Genomic DNA, 24,904 nt, shown 5'->3' on the forward strand with positions numbered 1-24,904 from the left:
ATGGATCTGATTCCGGCGCCCAGGAGTGCCGAGGGGGTGCCGCCCGGGCCCGCGTACGACTTTCTCGACGCACAGACGCAGCTCGATCCCCGGCCCGGCACCGAAGGTGTGGCGCGTTGGCTACGGGCGACGGTCGGGGCGGCCACCGGCCTCCCCCTGCAGGACGGCCGGAGCGACCACAACCGCATCGTGCTGAGCATCGACGCCGGACTCGCCCCCGAGGAGTACCGCATCGTCGTCGACGGGTCCGTCCGCCGCATCGACGGGGGCAGCGCGGCCGGCGTCTTCTGGGGCGCCCAGACCCTCCGCCAGCTGCTCGGCCCCGAGGCGTTCCGGCGCGCTCCCCTCACACCCGGCCGGGTATGGGCCCTCCCACGGATCACCATCCGGGACGCGCCGCGATTCGCCTGGCGCGGGCTGATGCTCGACGTGGCACGCCACTTCATGCCCAAGGACGGCGTCCTGCGCTATCTGGACCTCCTGGCGGCCCACAAGCTCAACGTCCTCCATCTGCACCTCACCGACGACCAGGGCTGGCGCATCGAGATCAAGCGTCACCCGGGACTCACGGAGGTCGGTGCCTGGCGGTCCCGCACCAAGTGGGGCCACCGCGCCTCGCCCCTCTGGACCGCGACACCGCACGGCGGTTACTACACCCAGGACGACATCCGGGAGATCGTCGCCTACGCGGCGGAGCGGCACATCACGGTCGTCCCCGAGATCGACATTCCCGGCCACTCCCAGGCCGCCATCGCCGCCTACCCGGAACTGGGCAACACCGACGTCGTGAACACCGCCGCTCTGCAGGTCTGGGACACCTGGGGCGTCAGCCCGAACGTCCTCGCCCCCACGGAACACACCCTGCGCTTCTACGAGGGCGTACTGGAGGAAGTCCTCGCCCTCTTCCCCGCTTCCTCGTCCCCCTTCATCCACATCGGCGGGGACGAGTGCCCCAAGGGCCAGTGGCGGCGGTCGCCGTCGGCCCAGGCCCGTATCGAGGAACTGGGGCTGGCGGACGAGGACGAACTGCAGTCGTGGTTCATCCGGCACTTCGACGGCTGGCTCGCCCGGCGCGGCCGCCGGCTCATCGGCTGGGACGAGATCCTGGAGGGCGGCCTCGCGCCCGGCGCGGCGGTCTCCTCCTGGCGTGGTTACGCGGGCGGGATCGCGGCCGCCGAGGCTGGGCACGACGTCGTCATGTGCCCTGAACAGCAGGTGTACTTGGACCACCGGCAGGCGGGCGGTGAGGACGAGCCGATGCCCATCGGGTACGTCCGCACGCTGGAGGACGTCTACCGCTTTGAGCCCGTTCCGCCGGGGCTGGCACCCGGCGCGGCCGCCCACATCCTCGGCACGCAGGCCAACGTCTGGACCGAGGTGATGGAGAACCGGAGCCGCGTCGACTACCAGACGTTCCCGCGGTTGGCGGCCTTCGCCGAAGTCGCCTGGTCGGTGCTGCCGGCGCCGGCGGAGCGGGACTTCGCCGCGTTCGAGGCGCGAATGGCCACGCACTACGCCAGGCTTGACGCGCTCGGCGTGGAATACCGCCCGCCCGGCGGCCCGTTGCCGTGGCAGCGGCGGCCGGCCCCGGACGGAAACGACGCAGGTCTCGGACGCCCGATCGAGGGAGCGCCCCCGATCGTGTGAGCCGGACCGGAAGCCGGGTGCCTGCGGGCCCCTTCCCTGGGACCGTGGGAGGCCGCACGGAATAAGTAGTACAAGGATCCTCGAAGGTGGCATTTCGCGCTCAGCGCCGAAGGCGTGAGAAACCGGACTATCGCCCTGGTCGGGCGCGGATGCACCCTTCGTGGACCCTCTCTCCGGTCGGCTCGGAAGATGTGCCAGAGTTGCCACGTCCGGGCCGCGAGCACGTACCGTACGGCGGAACAGGCGGGACAGCCGGGACACCGGGACACCGGGAAGGGGCAGCTGGGTTGACCACGCACGCACCGCAGGCGGCGCAGTCCGTGACGCTGCCTGCCTCGCTCGACGAGGCTGTGGCGGCGCTCGCCGCCTTGCCCGCCGCCGTGCCTGTCGCCGGTGGTACCGATCTGATGACCGCGGTCAACGCGGGGCTGCTGCGCCCTGCGGCGCTGGTCGGTCTCGGCCGGATCAGCGAGATCCGCGGCTGGCAGTACCAGGACGGCCACGCCCTGTTGGGCGCGGGCCTCACGCACGCGCGGATGGGGCGGCCGGATTTCGCGGCGCTCATCCCGGCGCTGGCGGCGGCCGCCCGGGCCGCGGGACCGCCGCAGATCCGTAACGCCGGAACGCTTGGCGGCAATATCGTCACCGGTGCCCACACTGGTGACGCTTTGCCGGTTTTGGCCGCTCTGGAAGCGACGTTGGTGGTCGCGGGACCCGGCGGAGCGCGCCGCGAGATCCCCGTCTCCCATCTGCTGGCCGGCCGAGAGATGCTCAGCCCCGGCGAGCTGGTCGGCTTTGTGCGCGTGCCGCTGTTGCACGCGCCCCAGGTCTTCCTGAAGGCGACCGGCCGTACCGGACCCGGCCGCGCCACCGCCTCCGTCGCGCTCGTCCTCGACCCGGCCCGGCGCGGCGTGCGCTGTGCGGTGGGCGCGGTGGCGCCGATGCCGCTGCGACCGCTTGAGGCCGAGCGCTGGGTCGCCTCGCTGATCGACTGGGACGGCGAGCGGGCGCTGGCGTCCGAGGCGCTGGCGGCGTTCGGCGAGTACGTCGCGGCCGCCTGCGTTCCGGACCCTGCGCCGTCGGCGGACGGCTCCGAGGCGGCCGCCCTGTCGCCCGCCGTACTGCATCTGCGGCGTACGGTCGCCGCGCTGGCCCGACGAGCACTGGGGAGGGCGCTGACGTCATGAGTGACAACGAGAACCCGCAGCACCCGCAGCAGGGCGGCTGGCAGCCGGTCCCGCAGGGTGGGGAGTACGACGCCGAGGCCACCGCCTTCGTCAGACTGCCCGAGGAGCTCATGGGCCGCGGCGAGCCCCTCGCCGCCCCGGGGCAGGGCTACGTCCCCCCGGTCATCACCCCTCTCACCCCCGCCGCGAGCGCCGACCCGTCGGCGACCGGTACGTGGGCGACGCCGGCGGTGCCCCCGGCCGGCGGCGCAGAAGCCGTGCGGTGGCCGGAGCCGGACGCCGCACAGGATCCACGCGCCACCGCCCATTGGGACTTCGCGGACGCGGAGCGGTACGCGGACGCGCAGCGGTACAACGCCTCCGGGGCGGAGGCGCGGGGCCCGGGCGACGCGGGCCACGGGCAGGCCGGTTCCGTACCGACCGCTTCCGATCTCACCGGCCAGTGGACCATCCCCGTCGCAAACGGTGATCTTCCGGACGAATCGGGCGAGTTCACCACCTCGGCTCTGGCGGCCCACTGGGGCGCGTCGGCGCCGGCCACGCTGCCCGGCGGCGCGACCGCGCCGTGGGCGACGCCAGGTGCGGCGGACGCCGCCGGTGCGGCGGGTGCGGCGGACGGCGAGCCGTCACCGTGGGCCCGGCCCAGGTCCGCGTGGCCGCAGGAACCGCAAGGGCAGCGGGACCCGCAGGGGTCGCAGGACAGCTCGGGAGAGCACTCCGGGGCGCCGGGCGCGTTCCAGGCCCCGACCGGTCAATGGCCGGACCTCGCCGCCGTGGCGGAGGCCGCACACAACGGCGCCGAGGGCGGCGCCCAGGCAGTGGCCGAATCCGCCGAACCCGCACAGGCGTCCCACCCCCGGACGGCGGCGGAGCGCGACACCACGCCCGCGGCCGGCAGCGCCGCGGACGACGAGCGGCCGCACGACGAGCAGGAGCCGCAGAGCGAGGGGCAGCGGGCCGAGGTGCAGGGCAGCGAGCGGAGCCCTCTGCGGCCCGGGCAGCAGCCGCACGGCGGCCGCCCCGTCGGCGAACCGGCCGGCGAACCCGCCCACGGCGAGGACCACGGCGGCCGACCGGCGCCCGCCGAGCAGCCGCACGCCCAAGCCACCGTCGGCCAGCAGCACCCGCACGGCGACCACAGCGACGACACCGCGGACGCGACCGCCACCACCGACGCCGGGGCAGCCGAGGACACCGACAGCCGGCACGCACACAGCGAGCACCCCCACGCCTCCTACGTCCTGCGCGTCAACGGCGCCGACCGGCCCGTCACCGACGCCTGGATCGGCGAGTCCCTCCTCTACGTCCTGCGCGAGCGCCTCGGCCTCGCCGGCGCCAAGGACGGCTGCTCGCAGGGCGAGTGCGGCGCCTGCGCCGTCCAGGTCGACGGCCGGCTCGTCGCCTCCTGCCTCGTGCCGGCTGCGACGGCCGCGGGCTCCGAGGTCCGTACGGTCGAAGGGCTCGCCGCCGACGGCGAGCCGTCCGACGTCCAGCGGGCGCTCGCCAACTGCGGCGCGGTGCAGTGCGGCTTCTGCGTACCCGGCATGGCCATGACCGTTCACGACCTGCTCGAAGGCAACCATGCCCCCACCGAGCTGGAGACCCGCCAGGCGCTCTGCGGCAACCTGTGCCGGTGCTCGGGCTACCGAGGCGTACTCGACGCCGTACGGGAAGTGATCGCCGAGCGCGCGGCGAACTCCGCCACGCCCGAGGGCGGCGGCGCCGAAGAGGCACGCATTCCGCACCAGGCGCCCCCGGGCGCCGGCGGCGTACAGCCTCCGCACGCGCATCCGAGCCACCCGACCCACCCGACCCACCCGACTCACCCGCACGACGGAGGCCTGGCGTGAGCAACGACGCTGCCACCGCGACCCCGGCGGTCGAAGGCAACCGGCACGACTGGCAGGACCGCCTGGACCGCCAGGAGGCACCGGCGCACGGCCTCGGCGCCTCGCTGCCGCCGGCCGACACCCGCGCCAAGACCGAGGGCACCTTCCCGTACGCCGCAGACCTCTGGGCCGAGGGTCTGTTGTGGGCCGCTGTGCTGCGTTCCCCGCACGCCCATGCCCGAATCGTCTCTATCGACACGACGGCCGCCGCCGACATGCCCGGCGTACGGGCGGTCGTCACCCACGCCGACGTACCCGGCAACGCCGCACACGGACGGCGGATCGCCGACCGGCCGGTCTTCGCCGCCGAACTCGTCAGGCACCACGGCGAGCCGATCGCGGCCGTCGCCGCCGACCACCCCGACACGGCCCGTCTCGCCGCGGCCGCGATCGCCGTCGAGTACGAGATCCTCGAACCGGTCACCGACCCGGAGAAGGCCTTCGCCGCCGACCCGCTCCACCCCGACGGCAACCTGATCCGCCACATCCCGCTGCGCTACGGCGACCCCGATGTCGCCGGCGAGGTCATCGTCGAGGGCCTTTACCGGATCGGCCGCCAGGACCCCGCCCCCATCGGCGCCGAGGCCGGGCTCGCCGTCCCGCGCCCGGACGGCGGCGTCGAGATCTACACCGCCTCCACCGACCCCCACACCGACCGCGATCTCGCAGCCGCCTGCTTCGGCCTCGAACCGGACCGGGTGAAGATCGTCGTCACCGGCGTCCCCGGCGCGACGGGCGACCGCGAGGACCCTGGCTTCCAACTGCCCCTCGGCCTCCTCGCCCTGAAGACCGGCTGCCCGGTGAAACTGGCCGCGACGCGCGAGGAGTCCTTCCTCGGCCACGCCCACCGCCACCCCACCCTGCTGCGCTACCGCCACCACGCGGATGCGGAGGGCCGCCTGGTGAAGGTGGAGGCACAGATCCTCCTCGACGCCGGCGCCTACGCGGATGCCTCCTCCGAATCCCTGGCCGCCGCGGTCGCCTTCGCCTGTGGCCCGTACGTCGTTCCGCACGCCTTCATCGAGGGCTGGGCGGTCCGTACGAACAACCCTCCGTCCGGGCACGTCCGTGGCGAGGGTGCGATGCAGGTCTGCGCTGCGTACGAGGGCCAGATGGACAAGCTGGCCGCGAGGCTCGGCATCGACCCGGCCGAACTGCGACTGCGCAACGTGCTCGCAACCGGCGACCTCCTGCCCACCGGCCAGACGGTCACCTGCCCCGCACCCGTTGCCGAACTGCTCCGATCCGTACGGGACTTCCCGCTGCCGGTCCTGCCGAAGGACTCCCCGGAGGACGGCTGGCTGCTGCCCGGAGGCCCCGAGGGCGCCGGCGAGCCGGGAGCGATCCGTCGCGGGGTCGGCTACGCGGTGGGCATGGTCCACATGCTCGGCGCCGAAGGTGCGGACGAGGTCTCGACGGCCACGGTCAAGGTCCAGAACGGCGTCGCGACGGTCATCTGCGCGGCGGTGGAAACAGGCCAGGGCTTCTCCACCCTCGCCCGCCAGATCGTCCAGGAGACCCTGGGCATCGAGGAAGTCCACGTCGCCTCCGTCGACACGGACCAGCCGCCGGCCGGACCGGCGACGCACGGCCGGCACACCTGGGTCTCGGGCGGAGCCGTCGAACGCGCCGCCAAGATGGTCCGTACGCAGCTCCTCCAGCCCCTGGCCCACAAGTTCGGGATGTCCACAGAACTCCTCCAGATCGCCGACGGAAAGATCACCTCCTACGACGGAGTCCTGTCCACGACGGTCACGGAGGCGATGGCCGGCAAGGAACTCTGGGCCACGGCCCAGTGCCGCCCGCACCCCACGGAACCTCTCGACGAATCCGGCCAGGGCGACGCCTTCGTGGGCCTCGCCTTCTGCGCCATCCGGGCGGTGGTCGACGTCGACATCGAGCTGGGCTCGGTGCGCGTCGTCGAAATGGCGGTGGCCCAGGACGTCGGCCGGGTCCTCAACCCACGCCAGTTGGCCACCCGTATCGAGGCGGGCGTCACCCAGGGCGTGGGCACGGCCCTCACGGAGAACCTCCGCACGATGCGCGGCATCGTCCGTCACCCCGACCTGACGGGCTACGCACTACCGACATCGCTGGACGCCCCGGACATCCGCATCGTGAACCTCGTCGAGGAACGCGACGTGGTGGCCCCGTTCGGGGCCAAGGCCGCCAGCGCCGTCCCGGTCGTGACGTCCCCGGCGGCCGTCGCCTCGGCAGTCCGCGCAGCCACGGGCCGCCCGGTGAACCGGCTTCCGATAAGACCGCAGGCTGCGGTGGCGGTGCCCAACTCCTGAGTGTGTGACCCGCATTGCACCTGCAACCCAAGGGTGCGAAGTGTCAGTGGCGATGGCTAGAGTGATCCCCGAAGCTTTGTGTAAACGGGGAGGATGCTGTGCTGCCGAGCGAGGGCGGGTCAGGAGGCGCGTGGTCCGGGTTCTTCAACCCATTTGCGGCCGTCACGGACGCCGTGAGCGACATGGTCACCGAACTTTCGTCGTTCACGAAGTTCCGGGACAGGGTCGACCAGTTGGTGAAGGACCTCAAGGAGGGCCCCGCCGGGCCGAACAAGGTCGGCCAGGGCGCCATGGCCCGAGGCCAGCTTGGTGGCGGAGAAAGCGGCTGGCACGAGGCGGACGGGCTGTTCGACTCCTACACGACGGTCATCGAGGAGCTGGAGAAGCTCTCGAAGCTGCTGTCGGACTCCATAGAGGGCATGGGCATCGCGGTCATGGCCTCCCACAACGGTTACGAGAACCTCGACGAGGACATCCGTCGGCGTATGGCCGCCATCGGCAGGCACACGACGGACGACTACAAGCGGCACCACAACTCATCGGCAGCGGAGAAGGGGCACAGCAACACGCAGCCGGGCGACTCGGGTGCCGGCACCGCCGGTGCCGGTGGCGGCCTCGGCGAGTGAGCAGCGGCTGTGGACCACGGGGAATAGGTGAGACGGCGTATGGGTAACAGGGGACGAACTCCGTTCGAGGGCATGTCCCACGCGACGATGCTCGCGTGGCTGGACCAGGCGAACGCAAGCGCGGTACAGGACGCCGCCGACAGGTTGGCCAAGGCCGCCGTGGAGATCCACAAGATTGCGGAGGACCTCAAGGTCCGACCGCAGTGGGTGGAGTGGAAGGGAGAGGGCGCCGACGCCTTCCGGTCGTGGGGTGCCGACCTTCACAGCTCGACGCTGAGACTGGGCGACTACAGCGAGGGCGCTTCGAAGTGGCTTGCCACCGCCTCGGACGCGATCGCTCTCGCCAAGTCCACCATCCCCCGCACCCTGCCGGAGGAGGCGGCGAACCTCGCAGCGGCCTCGAAGTACCACAACGACCCGGACTCGGCAGCCGTCAGAGGCAAGGCTGTCTCCACGCTGCCGCACGACTACGCCAACGCCACGCCGGAGGCGAAGGCGGCCGCGGCCGATGCCGCCCAGCTGGCGGCGGCGGACCGGATGAGGGTGCTGGCGGAGTCGTACGCGGACTCGCAGCAGAACATGGACAAGCTGGAGCGGCCGGTGTTTCCGCCGCCGCCGGGGGCGGTCCTGCCGGAGGATTACCTGCAGTACGACATGGCCGAGGACTCGTATCGAAGGGGCGACAACAGCCCGTACACGGGGGAACGCACGGACGGTGTGTCCAGTCGGGAGCGGGCGGTCGCTCCCGAGTCTGTGTCGCGGGCAAGGCCTGATACCGAGATCGGCACGGCCACCGCTCGGCCGGTGGAGCGCCCGGTGGACATGGAGATCGACAGCGTGGCCACGCTGCCCTCTCAGACCGCCACACCCCCAGGGACGACCGGTATCGTTCCGCCAGTCAGCAGGCCTGACGGCCCGGTCACGATCACGCCAGGAGTGATACCGCCTGCGTTCGGCGGCAATCCCGGCGGGCCCACTGCCAATGCGCCAGGAAAGCCGGTTCCCGGCATGCGTGGACCTGTTTCGCCCGGACAGGCCGGTCTCACCCCGAGGATGCCGCGGGAGAACGGCATCGTCGGCGGCCGACCGGTCGCGCCGAACACGGGTCGCCCGGCGGGCGCGATTCCTCGTGGCACGGTGATTGGCAGTGAAGGCACCACTGCCCGCGGCCAGATGGGACGGGGGATGACCGGCATGCATGGCGGTCCTGTGGGAGGCGCCGGCCAGAGCGGTATCAGCGGCGGGCGTCGCTTGGCGTCCGAGGCGGGCGGCGTTGTCGGAGGCCGGCCCGGACAGGCAGGCCACAACAGCGCTCGGCCCTTCACGCCGGGTGGCTCGGGCTTGGTGCGCGGCGCGAACCCAAACTCCACCGGTGGGACTCACGCCGGACAAGCAGGCCGGGCGGGGGCAATTCCCTCGGGGTCGCGCACCGCCAACTCTCGCCGTGGTGAGCAGAACGGCGAGCGCCCCGACTATCTGTCGGAGGACGAAGAGACCTGGCAGCAGAGCGGCCGGCGCGTAGTGCCGCCGGTCATCGACTGACACCTCAGAGAGAACGTCAAGGGAAACAGATGCCTACCAGCAGTATTCGAGACGATCGCCGCGGAACACTTGTCTCGGCGGTGTTGGGACTACTGCTGGTGGGCATCGCTGCTGCCGCACCGGCCCACGCCGATTCAGTGCGCTCAGACCAGTGGTTCCTCGATGCCATGAAGGCCGAGGAGATTTGGAAGCTCAGTACTGGTAAGGGTGTCACCGTTGCGGTGATCGATACGGGAGTCCAGGCAACCAACCCGGACCTGAAGGGGCAGGTCCTGCAAGGCAAGGACCTGGCTGACGGCGCACCGGGCGACGCACGGACTGACCATAAGGGTCATGGAACCAGCATGGCTGGACTGATTGCCGGAACAGGCGAAAGCGGCGGAGGGGACGGGGCGTTCGGACTAGCACCCGGAGCGAAGATCATGCCCATCCGGATGCCCAAGGATGGCTCTGTCAATCAGGCTGAGGCCGACAGTCGAATGAGCACAGCGATCCGGTACGCAGCAGACAACGGCGCGAAGGTCATCAACATCTCTCAGGGCAGCCCTGTGGAATCGCAGGAGGTGACCCAGGCGGCGAAATACGCTCTGACAAAGGGGGCGTTGATTTTCGCCAGCGTGGGCAATGAGGGCGAGACGACGAATGACCTTGTATATCCTGCCGGCACGCCAGGCGTCGTAGGCGTAGGCGCGATCGGCAAGGATTTGCGCAAAACCCCTGAATCCCAGTACGGCCCTCAGGTGGACATCTCCGCCCCCGGAGAAGAAATGGTCCATGCGTGCGCCAGAGAGACCGGCCTGTGCAGGACCAGCGGGACCAGTGACGCGACGGCCCTTGCCTCCGCCTCCGCAGCCCTGATCTGGGCCAAGCACCCCACCTGGACCAACAACCAGGTGTTGCGGGTCATGCTCAACACCATCAGCGCTCCGTCCGACGGCGTTAAGCGCAACGACCACATCGGCTACGGCGCGGTGCGTCCGTTGCGCGCGCTGAAGACTCCCGGCGACCCGGGCCCCGCCGACGAGTATCCACTCCCGGACCTCTCGGCCGCCGCTCCCAAGTCGCCGTCCCCCGAGGCCTCCAAGTCCACGGACGGCGGTACCGAGGACCACGACAAGCCGGCCGCCGCAGCCTCCTCGTCGAACGACGACAGCAACACCGGGCTCTGGATCGCACTCGGCGTCGGCGGGGCGGCCATCATCGGCGCCGCAGTCGCCGTCCCGGTCATCCGCTCGCGGCGTCGCAGCACGACAGCAGTCGCATCTGCGCCGAGCTTCCCGCCCAGTGGCTACCAAGGGCAGCCGCAGTACCCGCCCTACAGTCCGACGCAGGTCGGCCCGAACCCGAACCGCCCATCTCCCGGTCCGCACGGACCCGGCCAACGTGGGTGAGATTTCCATCCGATCCAAGCGGGCAAGAAGGGCCTTGTCTGGGCCAACGGAGCCGCTTCGACTTCATCTGCGAAGGGCCACAGGAATCCTCTATGTCTGCGAGGGGCATTGAGGTGAAACTCAGCACCGTCGGCTCAGCGGGCAACAAGAAGGTGAGCAGCCCGCTGCCGTCGCTGATGCAGAAGCATGTGGGCGTTCTCCCAGTGTCAGTTGGAGTGATCCTAAGCGGCGGTCCCGGTGTGCGGCGCCCAGTGCACGGTGGGTAACCCCGAGGCCCGCTCAATTGGATGCAACTTGCTGTGATCATGATGCATAAATTCCAACGACCTCGCGGGCGTCAGCCAGCACGCTTGCGTCAAACTCCTCTGCGCCTGGGCGAAAAGAGTGCTGGACAGTGCGGTTGTGTAAGAACCGCAACTATCCGATGCAGGAAGCGCGAGGGGACGGATCCGATTCCTAGCCTGGAGCTAGTTCTGTCACGGATTCGGTACCGCCTCGACCGGGTGCCGCGCAGCGGTGGGCGCTGCTGCGGCTGCGATACAACATGGGGGAGCTATGTCGTTCGATGAGGAGTGGTCATCGGCACGCACCGGTGGCCCGAGCGTCAGCATGCGCCTGAATCGCGTTGATGACGGCCCCACCAGCAGCGGCGCTGCTGCCGACCTGAGCGTGAAGCAGGACGAACTGGGTGCCGTGGGGCATGAGGCGTACGGGCTCTACAACCGGCTGGCCAACGACGGCGATCAGGCACGCGCGAGCACATTCGACGCGGCGATCGCGCTCACGAACGACAACTTCCAGACCGGTTCCGCCATGACGAAGGTGCACGACACCTGGGGCAGACAGCTGAAGACGTTGTTGGACGCCTGCGCGAATATCTCCAACCACCTCGATTACTCGGCCGCGTCACATGCCAAGGAAGAGGCCGACATCGTCGCTGCCCTCACGGCATCCAAGATCAACGCATACTTCAAGTAGAGAGCGCCCTTCGCCATGCTGAAGTTCGAGGACGTCTACCACGCACCGCTGGGCAAATTGAAGACGGCGGTTGACGACTGGACCGCGATGGTCACCAAGCTCGAGAGGCTGGCGGAGGATGCCCGCAAGGGGATGCTTGCCAAGTCGGGTAAGGCTGATTGGAAGGGCGTCAACGCCGACGTCACCAAGCCGTTCATCGAGAAGACGGTGAAGGAGTTCGACGACGCTACGAAGGCCGCCAAAGGCATCAAGCAAATCCTGGAGCAGGGGCACGCCGCCTTCAAGAAGGCACAGGACGACCTGAAGAAGATCGTCGATACCGACGCGCCGGCAGCCAGGCTCGTCGTGGGGAAGGATGGCAAGGTTACCGCTTCCTATCCACTCGAAAAGGATCAGGCGGCGCGCCACGACCCCGATTACGCGTCGGCGTTGTCGGAGCAGAAAAACGAAATCGAGGCTATGCAGCGGCGCATCGACGCGCTGGTTGAGACTTGCGACGACGCCGATGACACGACCTCGCGGGCACTGCGGGCCAACATCACGGACGACGCAAACCATTTCAGCGCACCCAAGTACGACAGCCTCGACGCGGAAGAGGCCCAGCGTGCTGTTTACCTGGCTTCCAAGGGCCGGGACCTCACTCACAGCGAGCTCCAGCAGCTTAATGAACTGCTAAGGGACAATCACAACTCGCCGATCTTCTCCAAGACCTTCTACGAGAAGCTCGGCCCGGAGAAGACCCTAGCCTTTTTTGGCCAGCTCTCCACCGACACGTATGACTACTCTAAGGTTGACAAAGAGCGTCTGAAGGACGTTCAGGAGCTGCAGAAGAACCTGGGGCTGAACCTCGCCACGGCGACGGACCCCGACCAGCAGCCGCATCTGTCCGACAAGTGGGCACAGGACATGCGGAAGCTGGGCACCGAGCGCATCCCGCTGGCCAAGCATGACCACTCCGGGCCGTTCGGATACCAGCTGCTCGGCGGGATCATGCGGTACGGCAACTACGACCCGAAGTTCCTCAATCCCATCGCGGAACACGTCACCCAGTTGCACCAGAAGGATCCGTATTTCTTCGCGGACTCCAAGGGTGTGGGTGGCTGGCAGAAGAACCCGTTCAACCCGTCGAGCGTGAACGGAGCCGGATACGACCCGGTAGTCAGCATGCTGGAGGCGCTTGGGCACAGTCCCGAGGCGTCAAAAGAATTCTTTTCTGCCGATCCGAAGGCGTATAACGAGGACGGCACGCTCAAAGGCGGTGCTCCCAACCTTGGCAAGGACAAGGACGGGAACGCCATCACGAGTTACCTGGACTACTTCGGGAACGAGGACTACAAGTTCTTCCCGGACATCGTGGGCCACCATCCTGACGATGCAGAGAAGTCCATGGCCTTCATGCCGGACGCCCTCGGGCACGCGTTGGAGACGGCGACCCTCGGCCATGCCTGGGACGACCCGAACCCGAAGCTCGTGCGGGACGAAACCTCTGCCGGAATCATGGAGGAGGTTGTTGCGAAGTACGGTGGCGACGCTGGGCTTCTCAAGCAACAGGAGGCCATGGCGGACAGCCTTGGCCACATGGGGGCAGGCTATATCGACGACATCAACTGGGCGCTCAACGAGAATCGCCCGGAAAGTATGTTCGCTCCTGGTAAGGACCCTGATTCGCATGCCGAGTTCGGGCGGAGTGACGCCCGAAAGTTTCTGAGCACGTTGGGCCAGCATCCTGATGCGTATGCCTCAATCTCGACCGCCGAGCGTGTCTACACGAGCAGCATGCTCGAGGCGCAGGTCGGACCTGACGGCAAGATCGACCAGGGCGAGGCGCGGCAGGCCGTCCGCACAGGGGCCGAGGTGCAAGGCATGCTCGACCAGTCCCGCGTGGATCAGCTCGAGGCCCAGAACGGGAAGAAACTCGAAGACTACGAGAAGACTTTGGAAAAGCGCTCTGCATGGATCGAGTTTGGCGCTACCGCGGCGGTAGCCGCGGGTGTTGCCTTCCTGCCGGCCACCGCGGCCGCTGCGGGGGCCGCGGCCATCCTCGTGCCACTTGCTGTGGACACGGGAAGCGGCGCGCTCGAGCAGGCTGCGGGGCAGGTCATCGGCGACTGGTCTGACAAGGCGCAGGAAGAACACAAGGACAAAGTCGACGGGGAGACCCGTGATGCGAAGACCGCGACCTTCGAGGCGGGCGAGCGCATGGCCGAGGCTCCGACCAAGCGTTTTGCGGAACAGCACGGGATTGACCTCGAAGGGATCTTTGGTCAGGATTTGATCGAAGCGGCGGACCTCGGGTACGCCAAGGGCAATGACAGGGAAAACCAGCAGGGTAACGACCCTGAGACGGGCTGATTCGAGAATGAGTGCGCGGGTAGTGATGCACCAGAAAACGGCTCGGGCCGTCTGTCTGTTGCTTGTTCTCGGTTTCGGGGTTCCTGCTTGCTCTGGCAGTGAGAGCAAAAAAGGCGAAGAGCCTAGAGTTCGAGTCTCAGCCGGAGAGCTGTGCGGCGGCGGCGTGTTCTCTGCGGAGGGGGCGAAGGCGCTGAGGGTCGCAACGGGTGCTCGGACGTTCTCGACTCGGAGCGGTGGAACCGGGGTGGCGGCGGCCGCTGAGAAGCTGGCAAGCGACTACGCAGGTTGGAATGGAAGCGCCGCGCCGGACGAACTGGATCTCTGCTCGGTATACAAGGGCGAAGACGGCTTGAGTGACGCGCGAATCCGCGTGGGCTTGGACGACGGCAAGTTCATCGACAGTGATGACCACGCTCCCACCCTGCATCCGTATGCCATGGGCCGAAAGGCGCTTGCCGGCGCAAGACGCTCTTATCTGCACTTCGAGTGTGTGAGTCCAAGGATGGATGGTTCAGATAAGAAGCCTGCACTTATTCGGGGCGAGATGTTCAACCGCAACGTGCCCGAGGAGGGTTCCGTCGCCCTGCGTGAGGCAAGTCTGGTCGCGCTGCACTCCGCGGCGCTGGCGCTTGCGAAGGAGCTGGGCTGCAAGGACAACGGAAGTCTTGCCGAAAAGGCGACGCTCAAGCCCGTCGCCTGAAGGGTCGGCCGGACCTGGAGTGGCACCGACCGGCTTGCCCCTCGGTGTATCGGTTGACGTTGACCCGTCGGCGGCCCGGACCGGCTCGTCGGGCCTACGCCGGCACTGGTCATGCATGGGCACGGGGCCCACCATGACTTGAAATGATCGTTTGCCTAAGGCTTTTGTGGAGATCGCGACCGCGGGCGGCCGGCTCCGGGCACTATCAGGGCCCATGGCCATCCAGTCCGACTTCGCCACCGCCATCGTCGCCATCGCGGCAGGGCTCTCGGCCATCGGTGGAGCCATCGGCGTGATGCGGGGGCAGGCGCGGTACACCAAGGACGTCACGCGCGAGCGCGACCGCCTGCTCGGCCAGATCTATTCGCCCGGCTCCGCATCGCCCACCGGCGAGACCCCGCCGCCCGGAGGTGTCGGCAGCGACGGGCCGGTGCCGCCAGGCCGCGCCGGTGGTGAACCCGGCGCCTGGTCAACAACCGCCTCCGCCCAGCGGGACAAACGCTTTGCCCTCCTGCTCATCGACTACTACGCGCACGGGCTCACCCAGGCCAAGCGCAGCTTCATGGTCAGCCTGACCTGCTCGACCATCGGCGGCCTGGTCCTGCTGGTGGGGATCGGGCTCGCGATCTGGCGGGCGGAGACCACCGGAGACCTCTACGCCTCGATGACGGCCAGCGTGGCCGGAGTGGTGACCAACATCATCGCCGTTCTCTTCCAGCGGCAAGCCCGCCAGGCGCTGAATCACATGGAAGTGCAGACGCACCGTCTGCGGGACGACATGAAGACGGAACGCAACACCTGGCAGGCCATCACCCTGCTGGAAAGCGTCACGGATCCGCTCCTCAAGGCCCGGCTCCAGGCCGCCTTGATCCTGCAGTTGTCGGGCGCGACGCTTCCTTCTCTGGATAGGGGCGGCCACCCGCCGCCAACCGGCTGACCCCAGGGGCGGGTCGGTGATCCGCCCCTCGGAGGCGCTGGGACGATGCGCCCATGGCACCCAGGGCTGGCACTGGTAAGAGCTCGGCAACGGCGGGACTCATCCTGCTGACCCTCGCGGCGGGGCAGTTCCTGATGGCGCTCGACAGCTCCGTCATGAACGTCTCGATCGCGACGGTGGCTGACGACGTGGGTACGACCGTGACCGGGATTCAGGGCGCGATCACGGCTTACACGCTCGTCATGGCGATGTTCATGGTCCCCGGCGGCAAGGTCGGCGTGGTCATCGGCCGCAAGCGTGCGTTCATGATCGGCTGTGGCATCTACGGCTGTGGATCCCTGACGACAGCGCTCGCGCCGAACCTGCCCGTGCTCCTGTTCGGCTGGTCCTTCCTCGAAGGGATCGGGGCGGCACTTATCCTGCCCGCGATCGTGGCGCTCGTCGCCGGCAACTTCGCCGCGGAACGCCGCCCCGCCGCCTACGGACTCGTCGCGGCCGCAGGGGCCGTGGCGATCGCGGTCGGGCCGCTCATCGGGGGTATCGCGACGACGTACTTCTCCTGGCGCTGGGTCTTCGCCGGTGAGGTCGGGATCGTGCTCGCGATCCTGGTGCTCGCCCGCCGCATGGCCGACGCGCCTACCGACAAGCGCCCGCGCATCGATCTCGTCGGTGTCGTGCTCTCCGCCCTCGGGCTCGGGATCTTCGTCTTCGGCGTACTCCGCTCGGGGGAGTGGGGCTGGTTCCAGCCGAAGCCCGACGCGCCCGCCTGGCTCGGGATCTCGATGGTCGTGTGGCTGATGCTGGCAGGTCTGCTACTGATCTGGCTCTTCCTCCGCTGGGAGGCGCGCCTTGTGGAGCAGGGCAGAGAGCCACTCGTGGACCCGGCCCTGCTGCGGAACCAGCAGCTCACCGGCGGCCTGGTGATGTTCTTCTTCCAGTACCTCGTGCAGATGGGCGTGTTCTTCGTCGTGCCGCTCTACCTGTCGGTCGCGCTCGGCCTGTCCGCGCTCCAGACGGGCGCACGCATTCTGCCGCTCTCGCTGACGCTGCTGGCTGCCGCGATCCTGATCCCGCGGCTTCTGCCGGACGTCTCGCCGCGGCGGGTGGTGCGGCTCGGCGTCCTCTCGTTGTTCGCGGGGGCGGTGGTTCTGCTGGCCGCGCTCGACGCAGACGCGGGTGCGGAGGTCGTCACCGTTCCCCTTCTGCTGATCGGGCTCGGGATGGGGGCGCTGGCGTCCCAGCTGGGAGCGGTCACCGTATCCGCGGTTCCGGACAAGCAGAGCGCGGAGGTCGGCGGCATCCAGAACGCCGTCACCAATCTCGGCGCCTCGATCGGTACGGCACTCGCCGGGTCGATCCTGATCGCCGCGCTGACAACTTCCTTCTTGACCAGCATCGAGCAGAATCCCGCGATCCCGGCCGAGGTCAAGAGCCAGGCGAGCACCGAACTCAGCAGCGGCGTGCCCTTTCTGTCGGACGCACAGCTCAAAGCCGCTCTCGGCAAGGCGGGTACGAGCCCGGACGTGGCCGCTGCCGCGATCGAGGCGAACACCGCGGCGAGGCTCGACGGTCTGCGAGCCGCACTCGCCATCCTCGCCCTCACCGCTCTCCTCGCGATGTTCTTCACCCATCGGATCCCGGCGAGCCAGCCCCGTTCGACGGAGCCTTAGCGGCGTCGCCGGATACTCGGACGGCAGCTCGCTTCCGCCGCTGAACGATGTACCGGCCGCCGCGGCTCCCTCCTACCCTCCCGCTCCGGCAGTGGTCCACCGTGCCCCGCGAGCGTCGCGCAGGGAGGTAAGCACGGTCCGCGGAGATACGCGAGGATCCCGAGGATGTGGAGGAACGGCAAGGTTTTGATCACGGAATCGCGAGTGCGCGCTTCCGTTCCTTAGCGTGGAGTCCAGTACTATCGCGGGCCCGACGCGGCACATGCTCGGATCATTGGGTCCCGCGACTCGCGTCACCCGTCCACGCCGTCATGGCGGGGACCGAGTATTCAGCAGCGGGGGAGCAGTGTCGTTCGACGAAGAGTGGTCGTCAGCCCGAACCAGCGCGACGGCGAATACCAGCATGCGCCTGAATCGCGTGGAGGACGGGCCCAGCGGCAGCGGTGGTAACCCGGACCTGAGCGTGAACCAGGACGACCTGGGGGCGATCGGTAGTGAGGCGTATCAGCTCTATCAGCGACTGACGCGTGACGGTGACCATGCCCGTCCGACTACCTTCGATGCGTCGATCGCGCTGACGAACACGAACTTCCAGAGCGGCTCGGCGCTGCTGAAGGTGCACGACAGGTGGAACACACAGCTGCGCACGCTACTGGACGCATGCGCCAATATCTCGAACCACCTCGACTACTCGAAGGCTTCACACACCAAGGAAGAGGACGACATCGTCGCCGCGATGTCCGCTTCCAAGATCGATGAGCATTTCAAGTAGGGCGGGGAAACGTAGATGCTGACGTTCGATGACGTGTACAACGCTCCGGTCGACAAGCTGAAGACCGCGGCTGATGACTGGTCCGAGATGGTCACGAAGCTGGAGAAACTCGCTGACGACGCCCGCACCGGTATGCAGGCGAAGTCCAACAAGGCCGACTGGCGCGGGGTGAACGCCGAGGTCACCAAGCCGTTCATCCAGAAGACAGCGAAAGAGTTCGACGACGCCGCCAAAGAAGCCAAGGGCATCCAGCTGATCCTGGTGGACGGGCACACGGCCTTCAAGCAGGCGAAGGACGATCTGAAGAAGCTGGTGGACGAAGAGGCGCCTGCTCAGGGGCTCAAGATCGACAGCCACGGCAAGGTCTCGGCCGGATACCCGTTGGAGAAGGACGTGGCAGCACGCCACGATCCGGACTACCCGCAGGCCCTTCAGAAGCAGAAAAACGACATCGCCGCGATGCAGCGCAGGGTCGACCGCATAGTCGAGGACTGCAGCGACGCGGACGACTCCCTTGCCCGTGCCCTCAAGGCCAACGTCACGGACGACCACAACTTCAGCGGACCCAAGTACAACAGCCTGGACGATGAGCAGGTCGACCGGGCGGCCGGGCTGGTGAAGAAGGTCACCGGCGAGGGCGGTACCGCGCGCAATGTGGAGGCCCTGAAGGAGCTCGAGGAGCTCATGGACGACAACAGGACCGACCCCGAGTTCGCCACCGCTTTCTACCGGAAGCTGGGCGCGGAGGGGTCGCTCGAGGCGTATACCAAGATGTCGCTGGACTCGACCGGCCTCGGTCCGGCCGGACAGGACCGCGCCAACATGGTGCACAACATCCAGAACGACATGGGCTCCATGCTCGGCATCGCCACCAGCAAGGACACGAAGGGACATCTGGACGCCGGCTGGACGAACGACCTGATGAAGGCCGGCCGCAAGCAGATCGACGTGTCGGGCTTCGCGGGTCTCAACGCGAAGGTGTACGGCTACCAGGCCCTGGGGTCCCTGCTCAGGGACGGCAAGTACGACACGGAGTTCCTCACCTCCGTCGGCCGGGACATGGTCGCCATGGACCGCAAGAATCCGCAGGTCTGGGAAGAGGGCCTCCCGTACAACCAGACGATGGCCTTCAACCAGGACAAGGATGGCGGCAAGGGTTTCTACCCGCTCACCGGCCTGATGGAGGCCATGAGCAACAACCCCGAAGCCTCGACGGCATTCTTCAACGAGCCGGTCCGTGAGGACAGCAACGGCGACGGCATTGTCACCAAGGACGACAAGGTGGTCGGCGGCCAGCACGGCAAAGCGCAGGGCATGGTCGATTACATGCTCGACAAGAAGCCGATGGCCGACTGGTTCGACACCAGGACGGGCGAAGGCGCCCAAGCCCAACCGGCACAGACCGCCATGGGCAACGCCTTGGAGGCGGCCGTCACCCAGCGCGTACCAGGCGACGATGACGCCAAGCCCGTGAAGCACACGGCGGATATGGCGAACGTGATGGAGCGGGTGGTCGCGAAGATCGGTGACGACCCGACGCTGGTAGCGGCCAAGCCAGGAGATCCCCCTGGCCCACTGAGTGGGCTTTCGGGCCACTTCGGAAACATGGCGGCCGAGTACATGCCCGACATTCAGGCGGCGGCCGAGAACGGTGCGGACCAGATCAAGCCGTTCGGTGTCATGGCGGACTTCGACAAGGCGGAAATGGCGGGGTTCCTTGGGGCTGTGGCCCAGGATCCCGGTGCTTACGGTGCGATAACGAACGCACAGCAGGCATACACCACGGCCCTCGTCCACGATGTGTTCCAGCACCCCTCGCAGCACGGAGACATGGGTGAGGCCGTGCGTAATGCCGTTCACCCTGGAGGCGAGATCGCGGGCATCATGACCGAGGCGAGGGCGCAGGCAGTCCATGACACGCACGCGCACGACGACAAGGAGTTCAACGAAGGTGTGGCCGAGAACGCGAAGTGGACCAACCGCATCCTCTCCGCAGTGGGTGCCAAGTACGTTGAAATGATTCCGGTGGGCGGCGACGTGGTGGAGTGGCTGCAGGAAGACATCACCGAGTCGGTGGTCAAGGGAGCGGAACAGGACACCACGGACGAGGCTCGTCGGGAGTCCGCGGCCGGTTATACGAGGGCTGAGGAGAACGCGAAGGTCTCTGCGGAGAACGCCGTCGTCTCCGGAGCCAGGGGAACCGGACTCACTCCCGAACAGATCAGGGAATTCAAAGGGTCGGCCTCCACAGAGACAGCGTCGGCCCACTCGATCGGCCGTGACTTGGTGGCCAGTTCAAGTTCGAAGGGTAACTAGCGGTGCCCGTAGAGAGCGACCGACGGAGCGAGAATCCCGTGCTGCACCGGCTCAAGGTGTTCACCGCCGCAACCGCGGTCACAACGATTGCGGGCCTCGCCCTGTCCGGATGTTCGGCCGTCGGCGATTCGGACGAGGCTGTTCCGGAACTGCCTCAGCGGCTTTGCTGGGGTGCGTTCGCCGGCAGTGAAGTGGCTCCGCTGCTGCCGGGCGGAGAAGAGGCCGACGTACGGGGAGCAGCCGTGTTCGACCTGGCCGACGGCAAGGACACCGCGACCTGCACGCTCTACATCGACGGGAACACGAAGTTTCAGGCAACCGCACGGCGCCAGGGCACCGAGGACGAGGTCGACTGGAGCTCCTATGAGAAGGCGAAGCCCGACCCGGTCGACGTGGGGAAGAAGGGCATCGTCTGGAGCAACGGAGCCGCTGCCTACTTCGTCTGTGAAGGGGCCGGCTCGTCGGCCGCGTCCGGAAGCGTCGTCGAGCTGTCCCTGAGTACGGTCGGCTCGCCGGACGAGGAGAAGGTCCGCAGTACGCTGCCGTCGCTCATGCGGAAGTTTGTGGGGTTCGCCCAGCGCGAGTTGGACTGCTCGTAAGGTCAGGTCAAGCATCTGACCCTGCCGATGGCGAGCCTCCCTTGTGCCGACCAACTGAGACTGGAACTGAGACGAAAGATCACAAAGGGCGGTCCCTATGGGGACCGCCCCTTGTCTTAGGCAGCTCAGCGCCATTGGCTGCCGGAGGCCGTGACCGGAATCGAACCGGCGTAACCCGCTTTGCAGGCGAGTCCCTCAACCACTCGGGCACACGGCCGTGTGTCTCGAATACGTCGACCGTAGGGGTGGCCCGGACGGCACTCAAGGCATCGGCGCGGCCCGCAATACGACTGCCACACGCCGTTCACGACCGGCCCGGCCCCACGCTGCCCCGAGCCCAGCGCCGAGCCCGCCCGCCCCCCGCCCCTCCCCCGCCGGACGGGGGAGGAGCAGGTCGTACGACCAATGGAGCAGCCCGAAGCCCGCCTCGCGACAGGGGCCAACCGGATTCACGCGCCTTACCCTGGGCGAATGAGCGCCCTGGAACCCCGCCACACCGAGGTCGCGCCCGACCCGACAGCAGTCCCGCCGCAGGGCGGCATCCTCGCCGTCTCCCATCGTGCTCTCAGCATCGGGATCATCTCCGTCGTCCTGCTGATCGCCTTCGAGGCGACCGCCGTGGGCACCGCCATGCCGGTCGCCGCCCGGGAGCTGCGCGGCATCTCGCTGTACGCCTTCGCCTTCTCCGGGTATTTCACCACCAGCCTCTTCGGCATGGTCCTTGCCGGGCAGTGGGCCGACCGGCGCGGCCCCCTCGGCCCGCTGACCGCCGGCATCAGCGGCTTCGCCGCCGGGCTGCTGCTGTCCGGCACGGCCGGGACCATGTGGTTGTTCGTACTCGGCCGGGCGGTCCAGGGGCTCGGCGGCGGGCTTGTCATCGTCGCGCTGTACGTCGTCGTCAGCCGCGCCTACCCCGAGCGGCTACGGCCCGCGATCATGGCCGCCTTCGCCGCGAGCTGGGTGATCCCCTCCGTGGTCGGGCCTCTCGCGTCCGGCACGATCACGGAGCAGCTCGGCTGGCGCTGGGTCTTCATCGGCATCCCGGTCCTGGTCGTCCTGCCGCTGGCGCTCGCGCTGCCCGCGATCCGGCGTATCGCCTCCGGCCCCGCCGACCCCTCGGTGCCCGCACCGCCCGTCGACCGGCGAAGGATCCGTCTCGCGCTCGGCATCTCCCTGGGTGCGGGCCTGCTGCAGTACGCCGCCCAGGACCTGCGGTGGCTCTCCCTCGCGCCCGGGATCGCGGGCGCCGCCCTGCTCGTGCCCGCGGTCGTGGGCAAGGACGGCCTGCTGCCGCCCGGTACGTACCGCGCGGCGCGCGGACTGCCGTCCGTCGTGCTGCTGCGCGGCATCGCGGCCGGGTCGTTCATCGCGGCCGAGAGTTTTGTCCCGCTGATGCTGGTCACACAGAGGGGTCTGTCCCCGACCCTCGCCGGCCTGTCCCTGGCGGTCGGCGGTGCGACCTGGGCATTCGGTTCGTACGTTCAGTCGCGCCCCCGCGTCGAGCCGTACCGCGAGCGGCTGATGTCCGCGGGCATGGTCCTGGTCGCGGCAGCCATCGCGGCTGCGCCCAGCGTCCTGATCCCCTCGGTTCCGGTCTGGGTGGTCGGCGTCGCCTGGGGTGTCGGCTGTTTCGGGATGGGGACGGTCATCGCCTCCAGCAGCGTGCTCATGCTCGAGCTGTCAGCCCCGGGCGAGGCGGGCGTCAACTCGGCCGCGCTGCAGATCTCGGACGGCCTGTCGAACGTCCTGCTGCTGGCGGCGGGCGGAGCGGCGTTCGCAGCGCTGGGCGGTGGCGCCGTGGACGCGCACGGCGCGGCGGGTACGGCGGGCTCCCATCCGATGGCCTTCGCCGCAGTGTTCCTCCCCATGGCGGCGGTGGCGCTGGCGGGGGTTTGGGTGGCGACCCGGTTGCGGGTCGGGCCATAGGCGAGCTGGACATGTCGGAGATCGCGGAGGCGCTTCCACGGTTCGCGAGCTGGGGGACGGCAAGCGTGTGACCCCAGTCGCACCTCGGGCGACGCGGCTCGTTCCTGCCGGATCGCAACCGGGCCACCGGTAGGGTGGCCCGGTTGTCGTACGTCAGCACGTGCATGCGCAAGCCCGTACATCCGAGAGCCCCGAACCGGAGACCGTGACTACTACCGCCTCCCACCACCTCTCACCCGCCTTCCCCGGCCGTGCCCCCTGGGGTACGGCCGGCAAGCTGCGCGCCTGGCAGCAGGCCGCCATGGACCGCTACATCCAGGAGCAGCCGCGCGACTTCCTCGCGGTCGCGACGCCCGGCGCCGGCAAAACCACGTTCGCGCTGACCCTGGCGTCCTGGCTGCTGCACCACCATGTCGTGCAGCAGGTGACGGTCGTCGCGCCCACCGAACACCTGAAGAAGCAGTGGGCGGAGGCGGCCGCTCGGATAGGGATCAAGCTCGACCCGGACTACTCCGCGGGCCCGTTGAGCAAGGAGTACCACGGGGTCGCGGTCACATACGCCGGTGTCGGGGTACGGCCGATGCTGCATCGCAACCGGTGTGAGCAGCGCAAGACCCTGGTGATCCTGGACGAGATCCACCACGCCGGTGACTCGAAGTCGTGGGGCGAGGCCTGCCTGGAGGCGTTCGACCCGGCGACCCGCCGGCTGGCGCTCACCGGTACGCCCTTCCGGTCGGACACCAACCCCATTCCCTTTGTCGCCTATGAAGAGGGCAATGACGGGATCCGCCGGTCGTCCGCCGACTACACGTACGGATACGGCAACGCCCTCGCCGACGGCGTGGTGCGGCCCGTCATCTTCCTCTCCTACAGCGGGAACATGCGCTGGCGCACCAAGGCCGGTGACGAGATCGCCGCACGCCTCGGCGAGCCGATGACCAAGGACGCCATCTCGCAGGCCTGGCGCACCGCGCTGGACGCGCGCGGCGACTGGATGCCGAACGTCCTCAAGGCCGCCGACCAGCGGCTGACCGAGGTCAGGAAGGGCATCCCGGACGCGGGCGGGCTGGTCATCGCGACCGACCAGGACTCGGCGCGCGCCTACGCGAAACTGATCCGGGAGATCACCGGCACCAAGGCGACGGTGGTGCTGTCGGACGACACCGGGGCATCCAAGCGCATCGACGACTTCGCGGCCTCCGACGACCGCTGGATGGTCGCCGTCCGGATGGTCTCGGAAGGCGTCGACGTGCCGCGCCTCGCGGTCGGCGTGTACGCGACGACGATCTCCACCCCGCTGTTCTTCGCGCAGGCGGTGGGTCGTTTCGTACGGTCGAGGCGGCGCGGCGAGACGGCCTCGGTCTTCCTTCCCACCATCCCGATGCTGCTCGGTTTCGCCAACGAGATGGAGGTCGAGCGCGACCACGTCCTCGACAGGCCGAAGAAGGACGGCGAGGAGGACCCGTACGCCGAGTCCGAGCGGGAGATGGACGAGGCGAACCAGGCGCAGGACGAGGACACCGGCGAGCAGGACATGCTGCCCTTCGAGGCGCTGGAGTCCGACGCCGTCTTCGACCGGGTGCTGTACGACGGCGCCGAGTTCGGCATGCAGGCGCATCCGGGCAGCGAGGAGGAACAGGACTACCTGGGGATTCCGGGTCTGCTGGAGCCGGACCAGGTGCAGATGCTGCTCCAGAAGCGGCAGGCCCGGCAGATCGCGCACAGCCGCCGCAAGCCGGACGCCGAGGCTGACCTCCTGGAACTGCCCGCCGAGCGCAGGCCGGTGGTCTCCCACAAGGAACTGCTTGAACTGCGCAAGCAGTTGAACACGATGGTCGGCGCGTACGTCCACCAGAGCGGCAAGCCGCACGGAGTGATCCACACCGAGCTGCGCCGGGTATGCGGCGGGCCGCCGAGCGCGGAGGCCACCGCGGGCCAGATCCGGGAGCGGATCAAGAAGGTCCAGGAGTGGGCCACCCGTATGAAGTGACGGCGCAGGCGTGGACTGACGCGTCCGCACGGGCGATGGGTCATGGACAGGCATTCGGGGCTCGTACGGAGGAACGTACGGGCCCCGC

17 protein-coding genes and 1 tRNA gene are annotated in these 24,904 nt (G+C 68.5%); 17 read left to right on the forward strand and 1 reads right to left on the reverse strand.

Annotated elements, in window-relative coordinates; genetic code table 11:
- From AB0M62_RS27555 to AB0M62_RS27625, 15 genes are all read left to right on the forward strand, one after another.
- Positions 1–1,647, forward strand: a complete 1,647-nt coding sequence (locus tag AB0M62_RS27555; protein ID WP_366076998.1) for a beta-N-acetylhexosaminidase — start codon at positions 1–3, stop codon at positions 1,645–1,647.
- A 287-nt stretch (positions 1,648–1,934) separates the two neighbouring features.
- Positions 1,935–2,834, forward strand: coding sequence for an FAD binding domain-containing protein (locus AB0M62_RS27560; protein ID WP_366076999.1), 900 nt, complete (start codon positions 1,935–1,937; stop codon positions 2,832–2,834).
- Positions 2,831–4,684 carry a 2Fe-2S iron-sulfur cluster-binding protein gene (locus AB0M62_RS27565; RefSeq protein ID WP_366077000.1) on the forward strand — a complete coding sequence of 618 codons (1,854 nt, stop codon included), beginning with the start codon at positions 2,831–2,833 and terminating at the stop codon, positions 4,682–4,684. Before AB0M62_RS27560 ends, AB0M62_RS27565 begins: the two co-directional genes overlap by 4 nt.
- The gene (locus AB0M62_RS27570; protein WP_366077001.1) at positions 4,681–7,017 is read left to right on the forward strand and encodes a xanthine dehydrogenase family protein molybdopterin-binding subunit; all 2,337 of its coding nucleotides are present in this window, start codon (positions 4,681–4,683) and stop codon (positions 7,015–7,017) included. Before AB0M62_RS27565 ends, AB0M62_RS27570 begins: the two co-directional genes overlap by 4 nt.
- Positions 7,018–7,199: 182 nt before the next feature.
- The gene (locus tag AB0M62_RS27575) at positions 7,200–7,643 is read left to right on the forward strand and encodes a hypothetical protein (protein ID WP_366077002.1); all 444 of its coding nucleotides are present in this window, start codon (positions 7,200–7,202) and stop codon (positions 7,641–7,643) included.
- Between the two features lie 72 nt (positions 7,644–7,715).
- Positions 7,716–9,185, forward strand: coding sequence for a hypothetical protein (locus AB0M62_RS27580; protein ID WP_366077003.1), 1,470 nt, complete (start codon positions 7,716–7,718; stop codon positions 9,183–9,185).
- Between the two features lie 29 nt (positions 9,186–9,214).
- Positions 9,215–10,576 (forward strand): type VII secretion-associated serine protease mycosin, encoded by a 1,362-nt coding sequence (gene mycP, locus AB0M62_RS27585; RefSeq protein WP_366077004.1) that lies wholly within the window; start codon positions 9,215–9,217, stop codon positions 10,574–10,576.
- Between the two features lie 555 nt (positions 10,577–11,131).
- Entirely contained in the window at positions 11,132–11,554 is a 423-nt protein-coding gene (locus tag AB0M62_RS27590) for a hypothetical protein (RefSeq protein ID WP_366077005.1), read from the forward strand.
- Positions 11,555–11,569: 15 nt separating this feature from the next.
- Positions 11,570–13,906: a hypothetical protein gene (locus AB0M62_RS27595; RefSeq protein WP_366077006.1), complete on the forward strand. Its 2,337-nt coding sequence runs from the start codon at positions 11,570–11,572 to the stop codon at positions 13,904–13,906.
- A 244-nt stretch (positions 13,907–14,150) separates the two neighbouring features.
- Positions 14,151–14,606 carry a hypothetical protein gene (locus AB0M62_RS27600; protein ID WP_366077007.1) on the forward strand — a complete coding sequence of 152 codons (456 nt, stop codon included), beginning with the start codon at positions 14,151–14,153 and terminating at the stop codon, positions 14,604–14,606.
- Positions 14,607–14,820: 214 nt separating this feature from the next.
- A complete protein-coding gene (locus AB0M62_RS27605) occupies positions 14,821–15,543 on the forward strand; it encodes a hypothetical protein (protein ID WP_366077008.1) in 723 nt (240 codons plus the stop codon).
- A gap of 53 nt (positions 15,544–15,596) precedes the next feature.
- Entirely contained in the window at positions 15,597–17,213 is a 1,617-nt protein-coding gene (locus tag AB0M62_RS27610; protein ID WP_366077009.1) for an MFS transporter, read from the forward strand.
- A gap of 346 nt (positions 17,214–17,559) precedes the next feature.
- Entirely contained in the window at positions 17,560–17,985 is a 426-nt protein-coding gene (locus AB0M62_RS27615) for a hypothetical protein (protein WP_366077010.1), read from the forward strand.
- Positions 17,986–18,000: 15 nt separating this feature from the next.
- Positions 18,001–20,301, forward strand: a complete 2,301-nt coding sequence (locus AB0M62_RS27620; protein WP_366077011.1) for a hypothetical protein — start codon at positions 18,001–18,003, stop codon at positions 20,299–20,301.
- Between the two features lie 38 nt (positions 20,302–20,339).
- A complete protein-coding gene (locus tag AB0M62_RS27625) occupies positions 20,340–20,900 on the forward strand; it encodes a hypothetical protein (protein WP_366077012.1) in 561 nt (186 codons plus the stop codon).
- Positions 20,901–21,045: 145 nt separating this feature from the next.
- On the opposite strand, the gene AB0M62_RS27630 is transcribed toward AB0M62_RS27625, so the two are convergent.
- Positions 21,046–21,117 (reverse strand) — tRNA-Cys (locus AB0M62_RS27630).
- A 254-nt stretch (positions 21,118–21,371) separates the two neighbouring features.
- Between AB0M62_RS27630 and AB0M62_RS27635 the strand changes: the two genes are divergently transcribed.
- Positions 21,372–22,826 carry an MFS transporter gene (locus tag AB0M62_RS27635; RefSeq protein WP_366077013.1) on the forward strand — a complete coding sequence of 485 codons (1,455 nt, stop codon included), beginning with the start codon at positions 21,372–21,374 and terminating at the stop codon, positions 22,824–22,826.
- Positions 22,827–23,031: 205 nt separating this feature from the next.
- The gene (locus AB0M62_RS27640) at positions 23,032–24,816 is read left to right on the forward strand and encodes a DEAD/DEAH box helicase (RefSeq protein WP_366077014.1); all 1,785 of its coding nucleotides are present in this window, start codon (positions 23,032–23,034) and stop codon (positions 24,814–24,816) included.
- The last annotated feature ends 88 nt before the right edge of the window (positions 24,817–24,904 follow it).

Source organism: Streptomyces sp. NPDC051219, assembly GCF_040682335.1.
Lineage (GTDB): Bacteria > Actinomycetota > Actinomycetes > Streptomycetales > Streptomycetaceae > Streptomyces.